Below are 20,621 nucleotides of genomic sequence, written 5' to 3'. Positions count from 1 at the left end.
GGGCTCAGGGACGGGGAACGACCGCGGCGGCGTGGGGAGCTTGCGTCGTGACCACCGCGTCCGGGCCGGGGAACACGAGGCTGCGGCGCTCGTCGTCGAGCCAGTGGACGACGTACGGGGGTGAGCCGTCGGCGTGGGGGACCTCCACGATCTGCCCGCGCCGGACCGGGGCGTCCACGGTGCTGCTGTAGACCGCCAGCCAGTCACCGACCCGGGCGTGCACGGTCCACCCTCCCGCGGTACTGCGGCGTGTCCCCGCACATGTCCGGCTCCTCCCGTCCAGGGGCTCGGGGGCCATCCCACCGCGGCCCTGTCCGGCCGGACGGGGCCGGAGGACTCCACTCGCGGGGTCGTCCGGTCCATCCTGCGGTGCGCCTACGGGCAGGCCCGCGCCTCGTTCGGGCAGGAGTCGCGTACGGCCCGGACGCGGCGAGTCGGATCAGCGTCGGGGCGTGCCCGGGTGGGGGTCGGCGAGAACTGCCAGCCGCTGCCTGTACTCGTCCTCCGAGATCTCCCCCCGCGCGAACCGCTCGGCGAGTACGTCTTCGGGCGATGGCCGGGAGCCGGCGTGCGGACGGCGTGCGTCGCCCTGCGATGCCTGCTGGGCGACCCGGACCAGCAGCACGATGCCGCCGACGAGGAGCGCCAGCAGCAGCACGGTGCTGGCCGTCATCGCGAACCAGCCCCAGCCGCTCATGTGGTTCCAGCCGTACCAGCCCATCATCGGTCTCCCGCTCCTCCACCCGGGTGCTCCACGGTCCGCCGGTGATCCAACAGTCCGCTGCAGCGTCCGCCTGTGCCCCGGAGCGAAGGTCCTCGACGAGTGGTCCGTTCGCCCCGGAGCACCACTCGGCCGGGAACGCCTGACCCGGGCGACCTCGGCGTCGTCTCCCGGTGGGCGCCGACGACACGTCTCGTCCCCGCCGTGTCCCCGGGGGCCGGTCGTCCCGTCACGAGCGCCGGAGGGCGGTGGTGCGCGTCCGGCGCGGTCCGGTGGACTCGGTCCCCCGAGTGCAGCGACGGAGGGAGACCCGGAGTGACGACGACAGGACGCGCACCCGTGCGCGGGCAGGCCAGGGACAGCATCGACCGGCGGGTCTTCGGGGGGATCACCGGCCTGGCCGCGGTGGCCGTCCTGCTGCAGGGTCTGTGGGCCGGGCTGTTCCTGGAGTACGACGGACAGCGGGACGCCGCCGGCAGCTGGATCGAGGTCCACGCCCGCGGTGGGGAGATCGCGATCGTCCTGGCCGTCGTGGCAACGGTGTGGTTCCGGCTGAGGGCGCGCCGGGACCTCCTGTTCGGTGCGCTCGCCCTGACCGTCGCGTTGGTCGTGGAGGCCTACGTCAGCGGCCTGCTCGTGGACGACGGACAGGACTTCCTGACTCCGGTGCACATCCCTTTGGCGCTGCTCGTCATGGGCCTGGCCGTGTGGCTGCCCTTCCGCGCCGCGGTGCGGACTCCCGACGAGGATCGGGTGTAGGTCGACCACGTCCCGCCCACCGCCGGTGCAGGCCGGGACGGCGCCGGAGGGGGACGGGCACGGGCCGCTCGTCCACCCGCGGCGCGCGCCCGCCCGGTGCAACTGCTCCCGGGAGCAGCGCTCGGCTGCCCCCCGAAGCCCGGGACCGGAGGTCCTCCCGCCGGTGACCATCGACCCCGGATAGGCCGGTTTCCCCACCTCGAAGGTCGACTGGAGCCCGGTGACGAACGGGCCGGGATCGAGGAGAACACATGACCGGAGCAGAGGACCCGCGCGGGGACGTTCCCCGGGGGTCGCGCGTGGTGGTGGACGTCGACGGGTCGGCCGGCTCGCGCGCCGCCCTGCGGTACGCCCTGACCACTGCCGCCGCCCGGGGTGCGGAGCTCGACGTCGTCAGCGCCTACCTCGTCCACCCGTACTGGACCGATCCCTATGTCTGGGACCCGTCGGTGGTCGAGACGGTCCGGACGCAGACCGAGGAACAGGCGTCCTCCTTCCTCGAGGAGGTCCGCCGGGAGCCGGCCGTGGCGGCCGTGCCGGGCGTCGCGGACGTCGCCGTCCGGACCGTCGTCACCGCGGGTCCGGCGGCCGACGAGTTGCTGAGCCGGTCCCGCGACGCCGACCTGCTGGTGGTGGGCAGCCGCGGGCGGGGCGGCGTCCGCGGCGCCATGCTCGGCTCGGTCGCGCTGCACTGCGTCACGCACGCCCGCTGCCCGGTGACGGTGGTGCACCCGATGGCCGTCGAGGCCGCCGCGCCGGCCCGCGTCGTCGTCGGCATCGACGGCTCCGAGCGTTCCCGAGCGGCGCTGCTGCGCGCCATGGTGGAGGCCGCGCTGCGGGGCGGGGTGGTGGAGGCGGTGGCCGCCTACGAGCTGGCCGACCACTGGACCGACATGTACTCGGCCCTCCTCCCGACGGCCGACCAGATCCGCGCGGGCCTCCGGGAGAAGGCCACCGCGTTCGTGCAGGAGGTGCGCGACGGCGGCGCCACCGACCAGCCGGCCGTGCACGTCCAGGTCGTCGAGGGCCCCGCCCACGACGTGCTCGTGACCCGGGCGCGTGGCGCGGCGCTGCTCGTGGTCGGCAGCACGGGGCGCGGTGAGCCGCGCAGCCTGCTGCTCGGGTCGGTGGCGCTGCACTGCGCCATGCACGCGCCGTGCCCGGTGATGGTGGTGCACCCGGCGCCCGACCGCCGAGGCACGGCTGACCAGCGACCACAGCCGGCGACCGCGGCGCGCTGATGGCCGCGGCCCGAGGGCTCGAGCTTCCGGGCGGTGCACGCGGGTCGTCGACCTCACGGCCACCGTGGCCGCGCTGCACGCCTACCGGGCGGTGCGCAGAGCGCTGGCCCTGGACCTCGTGCGGGAAACTCCGTTCATCCTGAGCAACCTCGATGGGCCGTGCCGCCGCGGACGGCTTCGCGGCGCTACTGGAGGGCTTGCGAGGTCGAGGGGCGTCGTGCGGCGCTGCGCCTCCGGGTCACACCCGTCCGCGGAGGATGCGGCGCCAGTAGACCTGCGGGAGCGCGTAGCGGTCGAACCACCACGTCACCCGCCGGGGCTTGATCGGGTCGACGAACGGCACGGACGGGGCCGGCCGGCCGTCGCGGGTGAACTCGGCGAGCATCAGCGCCCGGCGGCCCACCGTGATCGGCGCGACCGTGTACCCGTCGTACCGCTGCATCGGCGCCCCGCTCCGGTCGGCCGCCAGGTTGTGGGCCAGGATCGCGACCTGGCGCCGCAGAGCCCCGCCGGAGGGTCGCGTCGCCACGGCGGCGGCGTCGCCCAGCCCCCAGACCGATGCGTGTGAGCGGTGCCGCAGGGTGAACGGGTCGACGTCGGCCAGGCCCGGCGCCGGATCGGCCGCGAGGCCGCTGTCGGCGATCCAGCGTGGCGCCCGGTAGTGGGGGACGGCGTGGGCGACGTCGACGTCGTCGATCACCTTCCGTCCGGTGCGTGTCGCGACCGTGACGGCGTGGGCATCCGGGTCCACCCGCTCGATGCGGGCCTCGCGCAGCACCTCGACGCCGTAGGTGGCGAGAGCCCGGTCCACGACCTCGTCGGCCTCCGGCACGCCCACGGCGGACCGCTCGGGGAGGACGAGCCGGACCTCCAGGTCGGCCAGGACACCGGTGCGCCGCCAGTGGTCGCAGGCCAGGAAGAGCGGCTTGAGCGCGGTCGGACCACAGGACGCCGGCTCCGGCGGGACGGTGAAGAGCGCGGAGCCCGCGCGCAGCGACGCCAGGCCCGGCCAGACCCGCGGTGCGCCGCCCGGGACGTAGGTGGAGGCGGCCCACCCGTCGTGGTAGGCCGCCTGCAGCCCCGGAGTGGCCTCCCAGTCCTCCACCAGGCCGGGGCACAAGACGAGCGTCGTGTACCGCAGGGAGCGCCCCGCACGCGTGCGCACGGTCCTGCCGACCGGGTCGACCGCCTCGACGGCGTCGCGGATCCACGCGCACCCGTCGGGGATGACGTCGGCCATCGGGCGTTCCAGGTCCGCCATCGTCGCCTGCCCGCCGCCGACGTAGTTGAGCAGGGGCTTGTAGCGGTGCACCGGCTGGGGGGCCACGACGGTGACGCCCGAGGTGCCGTCGCGGACCAGTCGTGCCGCCAGGGAGATGCCGGCGTTGCCGCCTCCCACGACGAGTACCTCGTGTCGTTCCACGTCCCCTCCGGTCACGGGCTCAGGGTCGGGTCGCCGGCGTCCTCGGCGACACGTTGATCCGGACTCGATCCCGGCCGTACCGGCCGGGCGTCTCGCCGGCGTCCTCGGGACCAGCGAGCCGACGCCCCGTCACGGCGTGTGGCCGTCGGCGACGACGGGGGGAAGGCGGGTCGGAGCACCAGGGACCCGACCCGCTCCCGGCTCGGGCCGGCGCCGAACAGCGGCTGGACGACGCGACCTCCGCTGGGCGAGAGGCTTCCCACGCAGAGTCCTTCCGGACGACCGGCGCGCCCGGATGCACGCACGGGCCCCCGGTCGGATGGTCTTGGGAGTGGGATCACCCGTGCACGGCTCGCCTCCGACATGCGACGTTCCCGGGGCAGGTCCGCGCCGGATCCCGCACCCGGATGCCGTGCCACTCCTCGATCGGACAGCCAGGTGCCGACCCGGTCCTCGGCCAACGGAGTGCCCTGCCCGCCGCGCGTTCCTCGTCCTCGGCGTACACCCCTCCACTGGGGTGACCTCACCCGAGCGGGGCGCGTCAGACTGCTGACGGCGTCCGACGACGGCAGACTGCGCCGCCGTCGCGGTCCGGACGAGGCTGTACCCGGCCGGACGGCGCCGAACGTCGCAGCCGTTTGACCTGGGGAAGCGGCACGACCCCGGATGTCGGCGGACCCCGGGCACTGACTGGGGGGTCAGGTCGGTGTCATCTGGCTCGAGGCTTGCTTGTTGACGAAGCGGCTGGGGTGCTGCGCGGCGGCTCGGGTGATGCACGGCCGTGCCGGCCCGAGCGGGGGTCGGGCCGGGTCACTCGTTGATGTCGGCGATGCCATTGTCATTGAGGTCCGACCCCGGTCCGAAGCACTCCTCGACGGTCGCGGTGCCGTCGGAACAGCGGACCTCGAGATCGGAGGAGACGTAGCCGTCATCCCCGTCGACGGCGGGGCCGCTGTCCGCGACGTCGTTCGGATCGGTGCATCCCGAGTAGTCGTCGAAGTACCAGCCGGGCGGGCAGCCGCCTTCGGCGTCGATGACTGCCTGGGCTGCGGCCGCCTGCGCGGCGGCCTGGCGGGCCGCAGCCGCCTGCCGGGAGGCGGCCTCGGCGGCAGCCTGCGCGGCCGCCTCGGCGGCCAGTCGCTCGGCTTCGACGCGCTGCGCATCGAGCGCGGCGCGAGCCGCCTCCTCGGACTCGACCTCCAGCCCTGACGGGCCGACGAAGGCCACGGTCGGCGACGGCGTTGCTGCCGGCGAGACGGCGGGCTCGGAGTCGGCACCGCACCCGGCGAGCAGGCCGACGGCGAGCAGCGCGACAGATGGCAGGCGTGAACGCATCAGAAGGAACCCCCGTGAGAGCGCCTCTTCCCCCGTGGACGACGGCGCTGCCACGAGGATGACATGAGCGGCCGATAGAACCGAGACGATCGAGTGCCGGCCGGCGGTCACCCGCCACCGCTACCGAGGAACTCAGCAGGTCGGCAGGCAGATCCGAAGCGCGGGGCGCGTGTACTGGAGAAGATCTGGAGGCGGGGAGCTCGACCAGTCGGCTCCCGGAAATCTGCACTCGGCTCGGCAACCCGCCCTCACGCGTGGTGGTCCGGACCGCGGGGTCTCTCGGGTTGCGGCCGGGTCAGAGTCGATCGCCGAGGCCGAGACGTCGGTGCGCCTCGTGGGCCCGCTCGACGGCGGTGGACGCGGCGTAGCGGGACAGCATGTCGTCGCTGCGCCAGCCGGCCAGCATCATCAGGTCCCGCTCCTGTCCTCCTCCGGCCAGCCAGCGGTGGGCGAAGGTGTGCCGGAACCGGTGCGGATGCACGTCGGCCACGCCGGCCTGCGCGGCGCGGGTGTGCAGCACGTCGCGGGCGCCGTCGGGGGTCATCGGGCCGCGCTGGCCGAGCAGCAGCCGCGGTGACCGGGCGTAGGGGTGCAGCGCGCGTACCCGCAGGTAGCGGTCCACGGCCTGGGCGGTCTTCGCGCCGAACGGCACCACCCGGGGCCGGGAGCCCTTGCCGGTGACGTAGGCCAGTTCCCGGTCCAGGTCGACGTCGGTCAGCGCGAGCCCGCACAGCTCGGACACCCGCACGCCGGTGTCGAGCAGCAGCCGCAGCACGACCTCGTCGCGGCGGCCGAGGAAGACGGCGCGGTCGAGGATCCCGGGCCGGCCACGACCGACCGCGCACGCCTTCAGCAACGCCGCGATCTCGTCGTCGGTGAGGATCGGGACAGGCTTGTCGGGTGAGTTCGCGATCTCGATCCCGTCGGTGGGGGCCTTCTCCAGTTCTCCTTCAGTGACCAGCCAGCGGCAGAACCGCCGCATGCCCCGTAGCCGGGTGCTGATGGTGGACGGCTCGCAGGTCTCGGCCAGCTCGGCCAGCCACGCCGCGATGGCGTGCCTGGTCAGCTCCTCCAGCGTCGCCGGCCGGCCTCGGTCGGCCAGCCAGCGGCTGAAGTACTGAACGCTCTGGCTGTACAGCTCGATCGTGCGTGGCGCCTTGGCGGCGGCCCGCAGGTGCCGCCGGAACGACGCCAGCAGGTCCTCCAGCCGCACGGCCACGGCGGGCAGGTTATCGGGCGAGTGAGCGCTGTGCTAGCCCGTCAGAGACCTCGGCGTCAGTCGTTTTCGCTGGTCACACGCCTGGCGCGGCTCGGTTGGACCCGCATCGGCTCGCCCGGCATCTTCGGGTAGTCCGGGGGATAGGGGAGGTCGCCGAGGCCGTCGTCCTTGGCCTGGCGGTCGGCCAGCTCCAGCAGCGGCTCGATGCCGAACGCGTGGTCGGCCAGGCCGGCGTGCTTGTCGCCGACCTCCTTGAACCGCGCCGGCATGGTGCGCACGTCGAAGTCGAGCGGCGAGACGTCGGGCAACTCGTCCCAGTCGACCGGCGCGGACACCGGGGCGTGCGGCTTGGCGCGGATCGAGTAGGCCGAGGCGATCGTGCGGTCCCGGGCCATCTGGTTGTAGTCGATGAAGATCTTCTCGCCGCGCTCCTCCTTCCACCACGACATCGTCACGCGGTCGGGGAGGCGCCGCTCCAGCTCGCGGCCGAAGGCGATGACCGCCCGGCGCACCTCCGGGAAGGTCCACCGCGGCTGGATGGGCACGTAGACGTGCACCCCGCGGCCGCCGGAGGTCTTCGGCCAGCCCTGCATGCCGAACTCGGCCAGCAGCTCCCGGACGTGCGGGGCCACCCACACCGCGTCGGCGAAGTCGGTGCCCGGCTGCGGGTCGAGGTCGATGCGGATCTGGTCGGGCTGCTCGACGTCGGACTTCGACACCGGCCACGGGTGGAAGGTCAGCGTGCCGAGGTTGGCGCACCACGCGACGACGGCGACCGAGTCCGGGGCGATCTCGTCGGCGGTGCGACCGCTGGGGAAGGTGATGTGCGCGGTCGGCACCCAGTCGGGCGCGTTCTTGGGCACCCGCTTCTGGTAGAAGGCGTCACCGGTGTTGTCCACGCGGGTGGACAGCCGGGCGCCCTCGAACACCCCGCCGGGCCAGCGCTCCAGCGTCGTGGGCCGGTCCCGGAGCGCGTTCAGGATGCCGTCGCCGACGCTGATGAAGTACTCGACGACGTCGATCTTGCGGATGCCGCGGTCGGCGAAGTACGGCTTCTCCGGACTGGAGATCCGCACGTCGTGGCCGTCGACCTGCAGGACGACGGCGTCCTTCGCAGAGGCCATCACCGACCGGACCCGGATCGCGCGTTCACCCGGCGCACCCTAGGGCCCCGCCGGCTCAGAGGGGACACGTCGCACCGTCGGCCGGGACGACCAGGTCGACCAGGTAGGCGTTGACCACGTCGTTGACGCAGCCGGTCTTCGGGTACGAGGTGTGCCCGAGGCCCTGCCAGACCAGCAGCACGCCCGAGGTCAGCTCGGTGGCCATCTGCTCCGCGCCGGGCAGCGGGGTGACCGGGTCCCCGGTGTTGCCGACGACGAGGATCGGCGCCGCCCCCTCGGCGTCGCGTGCCGGCAGCGGCGTGGGGTCGTCGTCCCACGCCGAGCAGGTGTAGAGGCCGGCGGCCGAGCCGGCGCCGAACAGCGGGTACCGCTGGCCCCAGTCGGCGGCCAGCGCCCGGATCTCGTCCTCGGGTACCTGCAGGTCGGGGTCGCGGTCGGCGCAGCCGATGGCCAGAGAGGCGTCGATGAGGTTCGAGTAGGTGCCGTCCTGGAGGCGGCCGTAGTAGGCGTCGGCCAGGGAGAACAGCTGCTGGGCGTCGCCGTTGCGGGCCGCGGCGAGGCCCTGCTGCAGCTGCGGCCACGCGCTGGTGTTGTAGAGCCCGGCCTGGATGGCGGTCATGACCACCCCGGGGGTGGCCTGCCGGGTCTCACCCGCCCGCGCGCTGGGGATCGGCGTCTGCGCGGCCTGGGCGAGCAGCTCCTCGACGAACCGCCGCGGCTCGGCCCCGATGGGGCAGCCGGCGACCAGGGTCGTGCAGTTCGCGGCGAAGGCGTCGAAGCCCGCCTCGAAGCCGGCGGCGCTGGCCTCGGCGTCGGCGCGGGGGTCGTTGTCGGGGTCGACGGCGGCGTCGAGCACCATCGCCCGCACCCGGTCGGGGAAGAGCTCGGCGTAGGTGGAGCCGAGCGTGGTGCCGTAGGACCAGCCGAGGAAGGTCAGCTGCTCGTCGCCCAGCCCCTGCCGCAGCAGGTCCAGGTCGCGGGCGGTGTCGGTCGTGTTGAACGTGCTGAGCGCGTCCCCGTACTCGTCGGCGCAGCCGTCGGCGACCTCCTGGGCCAGCGAGAACGCCTCGTCGAGCTGCTCGTCGCTGACCGGCCGCGGCTCGGCGGCCACGACGCGGTCCTTGAGCTCGTCGGGGACGCACTCGACCGCGGGCGTGGACAGCCCCACCCCGCGCGGGTCGAAGCCGACCACGTCGAAGCGGGCGAGCACGTTCTCCGGCAGGGTCAGCGCCCGCTGGATCGCGGCGTCGGCGCCGGATGCCCCGGGGCCGCCCGGGTTGACCACCAGCGAGCCGAGCCGGTCGGTCTGCCCCGCCAGCCGGGCCCGGACGAGGAAGATCGTGAGCTTCTCGCCCTGCGGCTCGGCGTAGGTGATCGGCACCTGGGTGCGGCCGCACTCGAACAGGATGTCCCGGTCGCTGCCGGGGCTGCCGGCGATCGAGGACTGGATCTGCTCGTCGCAGTCGGTCCAGGCGATCTCCTCGGCCTCCGGCTCGGCCGCCGTCGTCGACGCGGCGGAGGAGTCCGGCGACTCCGAGTCCGAGGACGTGCAGCCGGAGACGGTCAGCAGCAGGCCGGAGACGACGGCGACCAGGCCGCGGGACAGGCGCATGATCATGAGCCTAGGAGCCCCGCGCCGGGGCCGCAGAAGCCTCCCCTCACCGCTGCCCGGCTCAGCGGTCGACGGTCACTCGTCGACGACGACGTCCGCGAACGGCAGGTGCGGCTCCACCTCGGGGAACACGACGAACAGCAGCAGCGCGCTGACCGCCGCGACGAGCACCAGCGCCTGCAGCGTCTTGACGGCGGTCGGCCCGGGCAGGTGCCGCCAGATCCAGGAGTACACGGTCGTCGTCCTCATCCCTCCCGGAGGGCGCCGGGGCCCTCCGGGACGTCGGCGCGGGGGATCGGGGCGCCGTCGAGGACGGCGTGGATGATCAGCCGCTGGCGTGCGGAGTACTCGGGGTGGCACGTGGTCAGCGTCAGGTAGGCGCCGGTGGGCGCGGCCTCGGGGGCGCCGGGCGTCGGGTTGATCACCGACACGTCGCTCGGCGACACGATCTGCCGGCCGGGGACGGCGGTGCCGGGCGCGGTGAACGAGCCCGTGGCCGGGTCGCCGATGACGCGGTAGACGAACCAGTTCTCGGCGGTCTCGACGACGATCGGGTCACCCGGGCGCAGCTCGTCGAGCTCGAGGAACGGCGAGCCGCGGCCCACCCGGTGGCCGGCGACGGCGAAGTTGCCCTGCTCGCCGGGCATCGCGGTGTCGACGTAGTGGCCCGGGCCCTGGGCCAGCTCGGTGGCGCCGGTGCCCTCGACGATCGCCCGGGAGTAGTCGGCCCCCAGCCGCGGGATGTGCAGGAACGCGAACGCCTCGCCGTCGGGGAACTCCGCGGGGGCCGCCTGGGCCGGGTCGTCCCACTGCTCACGCAGCTCGGTGGTGAGCTCCTCCTGCGCGGCGGCGCTCTGCAGGTCGGTCACCCACAGCTCGTACACGACGAACAGCAGCAGCACGAACCCGACGGTGAGGAGCGACTGCCCCAGCCCGCGGGCCGTCGTCCGCAGCAGGTCTCCAGGGCTCCTCGACACGGGGAGCGATGCTATTTCGGGAACCGATCGGACCCGTCCGCGACAGGCGGTCGGGTCCGGGTCCCTCGGCCGCTGCGCCCCTCCGGTCACAACGGCCACTCACGCTGCGCTCAGCCGGCGATGACACCGGCCGGCCCCCGCGCCCCGGACCGACCTGTGCTGCGATGCTCCCTGGGCTGTCAGCCGGCGAAGACCTCGGCGAGGTCGTAGCGCACCGGCACGTCCAGCTGGTCGTAGGTGCAGCTGCGCGGCTCCCGGTCGGGACGCCAGCGCAGGAACTGCCCGGTGTGCCGGAGCCGGCGGCCCTCCAGCTGGTCGTACTTGATCTCGACGACGAGCTCCGGCCGCAGCGGCACCCAGGAGAGGTCCTTGCCGGCGTTCCACCGGCTCTGCGCCCCGGGCATCCGGTGCTCGCCGTTCCCGTTGGTCTCCGCGTTGGCCCAGTCCTGCCAGGGGTGCCCGTCGAGCGCCTGGGCCCGGTAGGGCGCCAGCTCCTCGACCAGCTCGGCCCGCCGGGTCATCGGGAAGGACGCCGCGACGCCGATGTGCTGGAGGTCGCCGGCGTCGTTGTAGAGACCGAGCAGCAGCGAGCCCACGATCGGCCCGCTCTTGTGCCACCGGAACCCGGCGACCACGCAGTCGGCGGTGCGCACGTGCTTGACCTTCGTCATGAGCCGCTGGTCGGGTCCGTAGGGCAGGTCGGCGGGCTTGGCGACCACGCCGTCGAGCCCCGCGCCCTCGAACTCCTCGAACCAGCGCTGCGCCGTCCCGGTGTCCTGGGTGATGGCGGTGGCGTGCACCGACTCGGTGCCCTTCCCGATCACCTGCCGCAGCCGGGCCTGCCGCTCGCCGAACGGCAACTCCATCAGCGACTCGTCGCCGAGGGCGAGCAGGTCGAAGGCGACGAAGGACGCCGGGGTCTGCTCGGCCAGCAGGTTGACGCGCGACTCGGCCGGGTGGATGCGCTGCAGCAGCGCCTCGAAGTGCAGCCGGTCGCCCGCCGGCACGACGATCTCGCCGTCGACCACGCACCGCTCCGGCAGCGCCGCCTTGACCGCCGCCACCACCTCCGGGAAGTAGCGGGTGAGCGGGCGCTCGTTGCGGCTGCCCAGCTCCACCTCGTCGCCGTCGCGGAAGACGATGCAGCGGAAGCCGTCCCACTTCGGCTCGTAGAAGAGGCCCTCGGCGGTGGGCAGCTTGGTCGAGGCCTTGGCCAGCATCGGCTTGACCGGCGGGAGAACGGGCAGGTCCATGCCCGCAGTCAAGCAGCCGCGGCCGGCGGCCGGCAGCTCAGCGGGGCGCGAGGACCCCCGGGCGGGGCGAGTGTGGGGGCGGTGTGGAGGTCGTGTGGGTGCCGCCGTCCCCGGCTCCCGGACAGGCTCGTCGCCATGACCGAGACCTCCTCCGCCCCGCTCACCGACGTCCACGACATGGTCGTCGTCCACCGCACGTTCCGCCGCGAGTTCCGGCTGATCCCGGAGCTGGTGCGGGCCGTCCCCGCCGGGGACACCGCCCGCGCCGCCGTGGTCGCCGCCCACGCCCGGCTCGTCCTCAAGGGGTTGCACCTGCACCACACCGGCGAGGACGAGCTGCTCTGGCCCAAGCTGCTGGAGCGCGCCGCCCCCGACGCCGCCCTGGTCCACCGCATGGAGGCGCAGCACGGGCAGGTCGAGCAGCACATCGACCGGCTGCCCGCGGCGCTGGCGCGCTGGGAGGCCGAGGCGCGGCCGGCGGTCACCGAGGAGGTCGCCGCGACCTTCGACGCGCTGCGCGCCGCCCTCGTGGAGCACCTCGACGAGGAGGAGCGGGAGATCCTGCCGCTGGCCGCGCGGCACGTGTCGACGGAGGAGTGGGCGCAGCTGGGCGACCACGGGCTGGCGCAGATGTCCCTGGCGGAGCTGCCGATCATGTTCGGGTCGGTCCTCGAGGAGGCCACCCCGGACGAGGCCGCCGAGATGCTGGCCAAGCTGCCGCTGCCGGTCCGCCTGCTGGCGCGGACGGTGTTCCTCCGGCGGTACCGGCGCTACGTCAGGCGGGTGCGGTCGGCCGCGTGAGCCGGGCGGCGAGCCCGGGGACGTCGGCCGGCCGGACGCCGCGGCCGCGTTCCCAGGCCCGCCGGAACGCCTCCTCACCCAGCTCGGCGCGCACCGCGGCCAGCCAGTGGCCGGCCCGCTCCAGGTCCGGCGGGAAGCTGACCGCCACGGACGCCGCCTCGGCGGTCGCCGACCCGGCCGCGAACAGCTCCGCCGCCAGCTCCGGGCGCCCGCGCTGCGCGGCCAGCACCGCCAGCCCCGGGAGGGTGTAGGCCAGCGTCCAGGTGGTGGCGACGGCGGCGGCCAGGTCGGCGGCCTCGGTGAGGCAGGCCAGCGCCGCGGCGTCGTCCCCGGTGCCCTGGGCGAGGGTGGCGCGCATGTTGAGGACCGTGGCCAGGGTGAACGGGCTGCCGATCTCGCGGGCCACCCGCTCGGCGTCGTCCAGTCCGGCGGCCGCCCCGGGGAGGTCCCCGGACTGGACCAGCCGCTGCGCCTCGGCGAGGGTCGCGTGGGCCAGCGCCCACGGCAGGCCCGCCGTCCGCCCCAGCCACGCCGCCTCGGCCAGCTCCCCGGCGGCCCGGTCGAGGTCGCCGAGGAAGACCGCCGCCGACCCGGACAGGACCAGCGCCTCGGCGAGCAGGTCGTCGGCGCCGGCCGCGCGGGCGGCCGGGACCGCCTCGGCCGCGGGGGCCCGCATGCCCGCGATGTCACCGGCCGCGTAGCGGAGCCCGGCCAGGGCCAGCTGCAGCGCCGCGCGCTCGGCCGGCGGCAGCGTCCCTGTCCCGGCGGCGTCTCGCACGCGCTCGACCCACCCGAGCCCCTCGACGACGTCGCCGCGCAGCGCCCAGTACAGCCAGGTGTCCGCGCCGAGCCGCGCGGCCGGACCCAGGCGGCCGCTGTCGACCAGCCGGCCGAAGGTGGCACTGAGGTTTCCGTGCTCGCGCTGCAGCCGGTCCAGCCACGCGGCCTGCTCCGCCCCGCGCAGGCCGGCCCGGGCGCCCGAGGCGAGCGCGCAGCCCCATTCCGCCGCGCGGTCGGCCACCGCGTCGGTCTCGCCGGCCTCCTGGAGCCGGGCGGCCGCGTACTGGCGCACCGGCTCCAGCATCCGGTAGCGGTCGCCCTGCACGGCCACCAGCGACTGCTCCACCAGGCCGCCGAGCGCCGGGACGACGTCGCCACCGTCCCCCGCCACCTCCTGCGCGGCCGCCAGCGAGAACCCGCCGGGGAAGACCGCCAGCCGGCGCAGCAGCACCTGCTCGTCGAGGGTGAGCAGGTCGTGGCTCCAGTCCAGCGTCGCCCGGACGGTGCGCTGGCGCTCGGGCAGGTCCCGGGACCGCGGGAGGCCCACCGCCTGGTCGAGGCGGGCCAGCAGCGCGGCGGGGGAGAGGAAGCGGGCGTGCGCGGCGGCCAGCTCGAGGGCCAGCGGCAGCCCGTCCAGGCGCCGGCAGATGGCGGCCACGTCGGCCGCCGTCGCCCCGGTCAGCGGCACCGCCCGGCCGGCGGCGCGGGCACGGTCGAGGAACACCTGCGCGGCGGGGGACGCGGCGACCGACGCGACGTCGGCGCCGGCCGGCACGGGCAGCGGGTCCAGCGGACGGTCGCGCTCGGCCCGCACGCGCAGGGCCGCCCGGCTGGTGGCCAGCACCGCCAGTCCGGGGCAGCGGGCCAGCAGGTCGGCGACGTCGGCCGCCGCGTCGAGCACGTGCTCGACGTTGTCGAGGACGACGAGCTGCCGCCGGGTCCCGACGAAGGCGGCCAGCGAGTCGCCGAGGGGAGGGGCGAGCTGCCGGGCGCCGAGGGCGCGGGCGAGCGTCGGCAGCACCAGCCGCGCCTCGCGGACCGGCGCCAGCTCGACGACGGCGATCCCGTCGGGGAAGTCGCCGGCCAGGGCTCGAGCGACGTCGAGCGCCAGGCTGGTCTTGCCCACGCCACCCGGCCCGGTGAGGGTGAGCAGCCGGGTCGCGCCCGAGCGCAGCAGCCCGAGCACCTCCGCACGCTCGGCGTCCCGGCCGACCAGTGGCGTGGGGGGCAGCGGCAGGCCGACCGGGGGTGGCGGCTGCTCCTCCCCGGCCGGGCGCGACGCCGCGGTCAGCGCGGCCCGGTCCCCGCCGGCCAGGCCGAGGGCGTCGGCGAGGGCGCGGACGGTGTGCGGGTAGGGCCGGCGGCGCTCGCCGCGTTCCAAGGCCCCGACGGCCTTGGCGGTCAGGCCGGCGCGGGCGGCGAGCTCGTCCTGGCTGAGCGCGGCACGGTCGCGGAAGCGGCGCAGCAGCTCGGCGAAGGACCCTGGACCGGTGCTCGCGTCGCCCACCGGCGGGAAGCTAGCAGCGCCGACCGGTCCCGCGGGTGCCGAGGGCCGGTCCAGAGGGAGCGCGAACAGTAGACTAAGTGATGTGACTACATCGGTCGGGGTCCACGAGGCGAAGACCCACCTGTCTCGGCTGCTGGAGAGGGTCGCCGCGGGCGAGGAGATCGAGATCACCAACCGCGGTCGGGTGGTGGCTCGGCTGGTTGCCCCAGCGCGCCGGACGCCCAACTTCGGATTCGACAGGGGCAACGTCTGGATCGCCGACGACTTCGACGACCCGCTGCCGGAGGACCTGCAGCGCGCCTTCGAGGGCGAGGAGTGAGGTTCCTCCTCGACACCCACGTGGTGATGTGGGCCGCGGCCACGCCCGAACGGCTCGGTGCAGCGGAGGAGCTCCTGGCCGACGCCGATCAGCGGATGCTGTCGGCCGTCAGCATCTGGGAGCTGGCGATCAAGCAGCGCCTCGGCAAGCTGTCCCTCGGTGATGACGTCCGGAGGTGGTCACGCCGGGTCACTCGTGAGCTGGGGCTCGACTCCCTGCCCGTCACCGCGGAGCACGCGGCCGCGGTCGAGCACCTGCCCGACGTGCACCGCGACCCGTTCGACCGGCTGCTCGTCGCCCAGGCCGTGGCGGAGGACGCCGTCCTGCTGACCGCGGACGCCCGCCTGACCGGCTACGGCGACGTGGTCCGGCTCGTCAGCGGGTGATCGCGTAGCGGGTGAACAGGACGCCGTCGTCCTCCAGCACGTGCCGCAACTCCAGCGGCACGAGGTCGGTGAGCGGCTCGCCGAGCAGGTGTGGCTGCCCCGCCCCGACCAGCGCCGGTGACAGCGTGAGCGCGAGGTCGTCGACGACCCCGGCCCGCAGGGCGGCGCGGAAGAGCTGCGGCCCGCCCTCGCACAGCACCTGCTCGTGGCCGAGGTCGGCCAGCCGGTCCAGCGCGAGCGGCAGGTCGACGTCGTCCTGCCCGCAGACCAGCACCGTCACGCCGGCGTCGGCCAGAGCCGCCCGGCGGCCGGGGTCGGAGGCGGCGCAGGTGACCAGGATCGTGGAGTCGACCGCCAGCCGGTCCCCGGGGGCGAGCGACGCCCGACGGGAGACGACGGCGATCGGCGCGGTCGCCCTCCGGCCGAGCGCGGCGCGCAGCGCCCCGACGGCGGGGTCCGCCGCGACCGGCCGGTAGCCCTCGGCCGCCGCCGTCCCGTGCCCGACGAGGACGACGTCGGCCAGGGCCCGCAGGACCCGGAACACCCGCTGGTCGCCCGGGGAGCCCAGCCCGGCGCTCTTCCCCTCGACGGTGATCGCGCCGTCGAGGGAGGCCACGAAGTTCGTCCGCAGCGAGCGACCGGGCGGCGGCCGGTAGGCGTCGGCCAGGTCGGCGTCGGTCAGCTCGGCCGCAGCCCCGGGGAGCAGGCGGCGCACGTCAGCGGGTGGAGACCACGACGGCGCTCTCGCGGGGCACCGTCACCGTGCGCCCGTCGATGGTCGGCAGCTCGCCGCTGGCGAACAGCACCTCGCCCGCCGGGACGTCGAGGTCGACCTCCCGGGCCTCGCCGGAGAGGTTCGCCACCACCCGCAGCGACCCGCGGTGCACGACCAGCCAGCGCTCGGCGTCGTCCCACGTGACCGCGATCCGCGACAGGTCGGGGTCCACCAGGTCCGGGTGCGCCCGGCGCAGGGCCAGCAGCGCCCGGTGCACGCCCAGCAGCCGGGAGTGCGGCTCCCGTTCGAGCTCCTCCCAGTCCAGCTTCGAGCGGGTGAAGGTCTCGGGGTCCTGCGGGTCGGGGACGACGTCGGCGTCCCAGCCGTGTTCGGCGAACTCGCCGATCCGGCCCTCGGCGGTGGCCCGGCCCAGCTCGGGCTCGGGGTGGCTGGTGAAGAACTGCCACGGCGTCGAGGCGCCCCACTCCTCGCCCATGAACAGCATCGGCGTGAACGGGCTGGTGAGCACGATGGTGGCGCCGACGGCGAGCAGGTCGGGGGAGAGGGAGGCGGAGATCCGGTCCCCGACCGCGCGGTTGCCGATCTGGTCGTGGTCCTGCAGATAGGCGAGGAACTTCCAGCCGGGCAGGACGCCGGTGTCCACGGGCCGGCCGTGGTGCCGGCGGCGGAAGCTGGACCACGCGCCGTCGTGGAAGAAGGCCCCGGTCAGGGTCTTGGCCAGGCCGGCGAGCCCGGCCGCGGCGAAGTCGGCGTAGTAGCCCTGTCCCTCGCCGGTGAGCGTGGCGTGCAGGGCGTGGTGGAAGTCGTCGCTCCACTGCGCGGTCAGCCCCGTGCCGCCGGCCACCCGCGGGGTGACCATGCGCGGGTCGTTGAGGTCGCTCTCGGCGATCAGCGTCAGCGGCCGCCCCTCGGCGACCGACAGCCGGTCCACCTCCTGGGCCAGCTCCTCCAGCAGGTGGGTGGCCCGCTCGTCGACCAGCGCGTGGACGGCGTCCAGCCGCAGGCCGTCGACGTGCATGTCGCGCAGCCACATGAGGGCGTTGTCGATGATGTAGCGGCGCACCTCGTCGGAGTCCGGCCCCGACAGGTTGACCGAGTTGCCCCAGGTGTTGGCGCCTTCGGAGAACACGGGGAAGAACAGCGGCAGGTAGTTCCCCGATGGGCCCAGGTGGTTGTAGACGACGTCCTGGATCACGCCCATGCCCCGCGCGTGGCAGGCGTCGACGAAGCGCTGGTAGGCCGCCGGGCCGCCGTACTCCTCCTGCACCGTGTACCAGAGGACGCCGTCGTAGCCCCAGTTGTGGGTGCCGTTGAAGCCGTTGACCGGGAGCAGCTCGACGAAGTCGACGCCGAGCTCCACCAGGTGGTCCAGCCGCCGGGCCGCCGCGTCGAGGGTGCCCTCCGGGGTGAACGTGCCGACGTGCATCTCGTAGACCACGCCACCGGCCAGGGGGCGGCCGGTCCAGGCGGAGTCGCCCCAGCCGTACGCCGCCGGGTCGAAGCGGCGGGACAGCCCGTGCACGCCGTCGGGCTGGCGGCGCGAGCGCGGGTCGGGCCGGGGCGTCCCGTCCTCGTCGAGCAGGAAGCCGTAGTCGGCCTCCGGTGCCGCCTCGACCACGGCGCGCCACCACCCGTCGTCGTCCCGGCGCATGTCGTGCACCGCGCCGTCGACCTGGAGCCGGACCCGCTTCGGCAGCGGTGCCCAGACGGAGAACTCGACGGGTGCGGACATGCGGAACGCCTCCAGGCGGGTGGGCGAGGACGGTACGGCGGGGGCTCGGGTCTGGCCGGGGCCGGGGAACGGGGCAGATCATGCCCGCACACCCGACGGTCAACCGTGACGTGCGCGGCGGGCGGCGGAGGAGGAGAGCCGATGGCCGGCTGGGTCGAGCTGCGGGTCCACGGTGTCAGCGGGACCCCGCCGGGCTACATGCTGGGCAGCGCGCACACCGTCCAGGTCGCGGGGGACGACCGCAGCCGCTGCTTCCGCCCCGCCGACGCCCAGCAGCACGAGGTGCCGGCCCCCGACGGGCACCTGCTCGAGGCCTTCCACTGGGGCCGGTGGACGTCGGGCTCGTGGGCGCAGGGCCTGTGGCTGCTGCTCATCCCCTTCGGCATCGTCAACGCCGCCCAGTTCATGCTGCCGCCGCCGGAGACCGGCGCCCAGCGTCGCCTGCACGCGCTGTGCGGGGCGCTGCTGCGCACCGTCGGCCTGGTGCTCACCGGCCTGTTCGCGCTCGCCGACTGCCTCGTCGTCGTCGACCTGCTCGCCTGGCAGTGGCTGGCCGGCCGGGGCCTGCCGGTGGCCGACCGGGTCGTCGTCGTGGCCGGACTCCTCGTGGCCGCCGCCCTCGTCACCGGGCTGTCGCGGATCGGCGCGGTCGACACCGGCCGCCGCTACCGGTTCGCCCACGCCGGCCCCCGTGACCTCGGGCACGGCGCCGACGGGCTGCCCGGCCTCGGGGACGCCGCGTTCTTCGACGGCGACCCCGACAGCCCGTCGCTGCGCCGGCTGCACCACGCCGCGGGGCTGCTCGTCGTCGCCTGGCTCGGGCTGTCGGTGGCCGCCGACGGCGGGACCGGCTGGGCGGCGGGCTGGCGCTGGTACGCCGCCGCCGTGCTGGGCCTGGTGGCGCTGGTCGTGCTGTTCGCGGGCGACCCGGAGCGGCGGGCGACGGTGCTGGAGGCCGGTGCACCCGACCGCGCCCGGGCGGTGCGCTGGACCGCGGCCGCGGCCGGGGCCGTCCAGGTGCTCACCGGGGGTGCGCTGGTGCTGGCCCTGGTCGCCGTCGCGGTCACCGACGTCTCCGGCGCCGGCCGGCTGCCGGGGACCGAACCGGCGGTCGCGCTGCTGGTCCTCGCGGGCACCGGCGCGGTGACCCTGCTCGTGCTGGCCGTCGCCGGCCTCGCCGCCGGGACGCGGGCGGCCGCCCGCCGCACGCCGCGCCCGTTCCGCCGCTTCGCCGGCGGGATGTCCGCCGCGCTGGCGACGGCGGTCGGCTGCTACCTGGCGGTCGGCTCCAGCGCCGGGCTCACCCTCGGCGTCGAGGAGCTGGTCGACGGGCTGACCGGCACCGACGTGGACGTGCCGGAGCTCCTGCAGCGGTTCTCCTACGCGTGGGGGCTGACCGCGCTGGTGTTCGCCGCGCTCGCCGTCGCCGCGAGGCTGCGGGCCGGCCGCCGGCGGCGGGTGTTCCGCGCCCGGGCGCAGGCGGCGATGACCTTCGGGGACCCGCCCGCGCTCCACCTGCCGCCGCCGTGGGTGCACGCGGCCGGCAGGGCGATGCAGCGGGCACGGATGAAGAACGCCGTCCCCCTGGTGCTCGGCTTCTGGACCGCCCTCGGCCTGGTGCTGGCCGCGGCCATCGGGGCGGCGTCGTGGTCGGCCCGCGGCGCGGGGGAGGACCCGGCGTTCCCGGTCAGCCTGCTCACCGGCGTGTCCTCCCCGCCCGGCGGCACGGTGACCGGGGACGACGTGGTCATCGGGGTGGGCCAGGTGGCGCTGCTCGGGATCGGGCTGGGCACGGTGCTGCTGGCCCGGGGCGCGCTGCGCAGGGAGGGTGCCCGGCGCGGGCTGAACGTGGTGTGGGACGTGGTGGCGTTCTGGCCGCGCACGGCGCACCCGTTCGTGCCGCCGCCGTACGCCTCGGAGGTCGTCCCGGCGCTGGTGCGCCGGATCTGCTGGCACCTGGGTGTGCCCGACCCGCTGGAGGACGACGAGGACGCCGGGCCGGCCGGATCGCGGCCGGCGGTCAACCCCGCGCCGGTGCGGGAGGTGGTCGTGGCCGCGCACAGCCAGGGCAGCCTGATCTCGCTGGTCGCCCTGCTGTGGCTGCCCGAGGAGGTCCGCGGCCGGGTGCGGTGGGTGACCTTCGGGTCCCAGCTGCGGCTGCAGTTCACCCGCGGCTTCCCGCACTACGTGCCGCCGGAGCTGCTGCGCGGGATGGCGGGGGCGTTCCGGTGGGTGAGCCTGTACCGCGACACCGACCCCGTCGCCGGGCCGGTCACCAGCTGGGACCACAGCCACGACGGCGGCCCGCTGGTCTCGCGGCGGCTCGACGACCCGGCGACGCCGCAGCCGGACTGGGTCGACCCGCGCACCGGCCGCCGGGTGTGCGGCAACGAGTGGCGGCTGCTGGACCCGGTGCCCGGCGACCTCGCGCTGCAGACCCGGGCGGTCACCGGGATCGGCGGGCACAGCGGCTACTGGACCGACCCGGACTGGTCGCTGGCCCTCGAGGTGGCCTGCGGCCGGCTGCCCGACGGCCGGCGGTCGTGGGCGCCGGGCGCCCCGGACGGGCACCCCCGGGGGGGGGGGGGGGGGGGGGGGGGGGGGGGGGGGGGGGGGGGGGGGGGGGGGGGGGGGGGGGGGGGGGGGGCCGGGGCGGGCCGTGTGGGCGTCGGGTTGCGGGTGGTGGGGCTTGGAGC

General features: G+C 75.4%; 19 protein-coding genes. 6 read left to right on the top strand and 13 right to left on the bottom strand.

The genetic code is table 11. The annotated features are described in order from the left end of the window. Positions 1 to 4 precede the first annotated feature (4 nt). Together ACI784_RS17335 and ACI784_RS17330 are read right to left on the bottom strand one after the other, a co-directional pair. Positions 5 to 223: a DUF1918 domain-containing protein gene (locus ACI784_RS17335; RefSeq protein ID WP_457014286.1), complete on the bottom strand. Its 219-nt coding sequence runs from the start codon at positions 221 to 223 to the stop codon at positions 5 to 7. A 216-nt stretch (positions 224 to 439) separates the two neighbouring features. Continuing rightward, positions 440 to 724 (bottom strand): SHOCT domain-containing protein, encoded by a 285-nt coding sequence (locus ACI784_RS17330; RefSeq protein WP_457014285.1) that lies wholly within the window; start codon positions 722 to 724, stop codon positions 440 to 442. 312 nt (positions 725 to 1,036) lie between these two features. Here ACI784_RS17330 and ACI784_RS17325 point away from each other — a divergent pair, with 312 nt between their 5' ends. Both ACI784_RS17325 and ACI784_RS17320 read left to right on the top strand, forming a co-directional pair. Beyond that, complete coding sequence (locus tag ACI784_RS17325; RefSeq protein ID WP_457014284.1) at positions 1,037 to 1,480, top strand: hypothetical protein; 444 nt, start codon at positions 1,037 to 1,039, stop codon at positions 1,478 to 1,480. Positions 1,481 to 1,731: 251 nt separating this feature from the next. Continuing rightward, complete coding sequence (locus tag ACI784_RS17320) at positions 1,732 to 2,721, top strand: universal stress protein (protein ID WP_457014283.1); 990 nt, start codon at positions 1,732 to 1,734, stop codon at positions 2,719 to 2,721. A 238-nt stretch (positions 2,722 to 2,959) separates the two neighbouring features. On the opposite strand, the gene ACI784_RS17315 is transcribed toward ACI784_RS17320, so the two are convergent. The 8 genes from ACI784_RS17315 to ACI784_RS17280 form a co-directional block, all read right to left on the bottom strand. Further along, entirely contained in the window at positions 2,960 to 4,159 is a 1,200-nt protein-coding gene (locus tag ACI784_RS17315; protein ID WP_457014282.1) for an NAD(P)/FAD-dependent oxidoreductase, read from the bottom strand. Positions 4,160 to 4,954: 795 nt separating this feature from the next. Further along, the gene (locus ACI784_RS17310) at positions 4,955 to 5,590 is read right to left on the bottom strand and encodes a hypothetical protein (RefSeq protein WP_457014281.1); all 636 of its coding nucleotides are present in this window, start codon (positions 5,588 to 5,590) and stop codon (positions 4,955 to 4,957) included. A gap of 184 nt (positions 5,591 to 5,774) precedes the next feature. Beyond that, positions 5,775 to 6,698 carry a tyrosine-type recombinase/integrase gene (locus tag ACI784_RS17305; protein WP_457014280.1) on the bottom strand — a complete coding sequence of 308 codons (924 nt, stop codon included), beginning with the start codon at positions 6,696 to 6,698 and terminating at the stop codon, positions 5,775 to 5,777. A 56-nt stretch (positions 6,699 to 6,754) separates the two neighbouring features. After that, on the bottom strand, positions 6,755 to 7,822 hold the full coding sequence (gene ligD, locus ACI784_RS17300; protein WP_457014279.1) for a non-homologous end-joining DNA ligase: 1,068 nt from the start codon (positions 7,820 to 7,822) through the stop codon (positions 6,755 to 6,757). 55 nt (positions 7,823 to 7,877) lie between these two features. Beyond that, positions 7,878 to 9,434: an alpha/beta hydrolase gene (locus ACI784_RS17295; protein WP_457014278.1), complete on the bottom strand. Its 1,557-nt coding sequence runs from the start codon at positions 9,432 to 9,434 to the stop codon at positions 7,878 to 7,880. Between the two features lie 75 nt (positions 9,435 to 9,509). Further along, positions 9,510 to 9,668 carry a hypothetical protein gene (locus tag ACI784_RS17290; protein WP_457014277.1) on the bottom strand — a complete coding sequence of 53 codons (159 nt, stop codon included), beginning with the start codon at positions 9,666 to 9,668 and terminating at the stop codon, positions 9,510 to 9,512. 11 nt (positions 9,669 to 9,679) lie between these two features. Continuing rightward, positions 9,680 to 10,411: a class E sortase gene (locus ACI784_RS17285; RefSeq protein WP_457014276.1), complete on the bottom strand. Its 732-nt coding sequence runs from the start codon at positions 10,409 to 10,411 to the stop codon at positions 9,680 to 9,682. 179 nt (positions 10,412 to 10,590) lie between these two features. After that, on the bottom strand, positions 10,591 to 11,664 hold the full coding sequence (locus ACI784_RS17280) for an ATP-dependent DNA ligase (RefSeq protein ID WP_457014275.1): 1,074 nt from the start codon (positions 11,662 to 11,664) through the stop codon (positions 10,591 to 10,593). Between the two features lie 135 nt (positions 11,665 to 11,799). On the opposite strand from ACI784_RS17280, the gene ACI784_RS17275 reads away from it, so the two are divergent. After that, on the top strand, positions 11,800 to 12,465 hold the full coding sequence (locus ACI784_RS17275) for a hemerythrin domain-containing protein (RefSeq protein ID WP_457014274.1): 666 nt from the start codon (positions 11,800 to 11,802) through the stop codon (positions 12,463 to 12,465). Here ACI784_RS17275 and ACI784_RS17270 read toward each other — a convergent pair. Beyond that, positions 12,440 to 14,752, bottom strand: coding sequence for an ATP-binding protein (locus ACI784_RS17270; protein ID WP_457014273.1), 2,313 nt, complete (start codon positions 14,750 to 14,752; stop codon positions 12,440 to 12,442). The genes ACI784_RS17275 and ACI784_RS17270 overlap by 26 nt on opposite strands. Positions 14,753 to 14,834: 82 nt before the next feature. Here ACI784_RS17270 and ACI784_RS17265 point away from each other — a divergent pair, with 82 nt between their 5' ends. Together ACI784_RS17265 and ACI784_RS17260 are read left to right on the top strand one after the other, a co-directional pair. After that, positions 14,835 to 15,071, top strand: a complete 237-nt coding sequence (locus ACI784_RS17265) for a type II toxin-antitoxin system Phd/YefM family antitoxin (RefSeq protein ID WP_457014272.1) — start codon at positions 14,835 to 14,837, stop codon at positions 15,069 to 15,071. Further along, positions 15,068 to 15,457: a type II toxin-antitoxin system VapC family toxin gene (locus ACI784_RS17260; protein WP_457014271.1), complete on the top strand. Its 390-nt coding sequence runs from the start codon at positions 15,068 to 15,070 to the stop codon at positions 15,455 to 15,457. The genes ACI784_RS17265 and ACI784_RS17260 overlap by 4 nt, the downstream gene beginning before the upstream one ends. Here ACI784_RS17260 and ACI784_RS17255 read toward each other — a convergent pair. Both ACI784_RS17255 and treZ read right to left on the bottom strand, forming a co-directional pair. Then, the gene (locus ACI784_RS17255) at positions 15,447 to 16,172 is read right to left on the bottom strand and encodes a dihydrofolate reductase family protein (protein ID WP_457014270.1); all 726 of its coding nucleotides are present in this window, start codon (positions 16,170 to 16,172) and stop codon (positions 15,447 to 15,449) included. The genes ACI784_RS17260 and ACI784_RS17255 overlap by 11 nt on opposite strands. 1 nt (position 16,173) lies before the next feature. Beyond that, a complete protein-coding gene (gene treZ / locus ACI784_RS17250) occupies positions 16,174 to 17,925 on the bottom strand; it encodes a malto-oligosyltrehalose trehalohydrolase (protein ID WP_457014269.1) in 1,752 nt (583 codons plus the stop codon). A gap of 141 nt (positions 17,926 to 18,066) precedes the next feature. On the opposite strand from treZ, the gene ACI784_RS17245 reads away from it, so the two are divergent. After that, positions 18,067 to 20,621: hypothetical protein (locus ACI784_RS17245; protein WP_457014268.1), on the top strand; the 2,555-nt coding region annotated here is incomplete at its 3' end.

This window comes from Geodermatophilus sp. SYSU D01186 (assembly GCF_054050215.1).
This window is presented reverse-complemented; position numbering and strand designations above follow the sequence as displayed.

Bases quoted from the DNA above. Each gene is read 5' to 3' on its own strand.
- ACI784_RS17330 (WP_457014285.1), bottom strand. From the start codon at position 724: ATGATGGGCTGGTACGGCTGGAACCACATGAGCGGCTGGGGCTGGTTC.
- ligD (WP_457014279.1), bottom strand. From the start codon at position 7,822: ATGGCCTCTGCGAAGGACGCCGTCGTCCTGCAGGTCGACGGCCACGAC.
- ACI784_RS17320 (WP_457014283.1), top strand. From the start codon at position 1,732: ATGACCGGAGCAGAGGACCCGCGCGGGGACGTTCCCCGGGGGTCGCGC.
- ACI784_RS17295 (WP_457014278.1), bottom strand. From the start codon at position 9,434: ATGCGCCTGTCCCGCGGCCTGGTCGCCGTCGTCTCCGGCCTGCTGCTG.
- treZ (WP_457014269.1), bottom strand. From the start codon at position 17,925: ATGTCCGCACCCGTCGAGTTCTCCGTCTGGGCACCGCTGCCGAAGCGG.
- ACI784_RS17275 (WP_457014274.1), top strand. From the start codon at position 11,800: ATGACCGAGACCTCCTCCGCCCCGCTCACCGACGTCCACGACATGGTC.
- ACI784_RS17280 (WP_457014275.1), bottom strand. From the start codon at position 11,664: ATGGACCTGCCCGTTCTCCCGCCGGTCAAGCCGATGCTGGCCAAGGCC.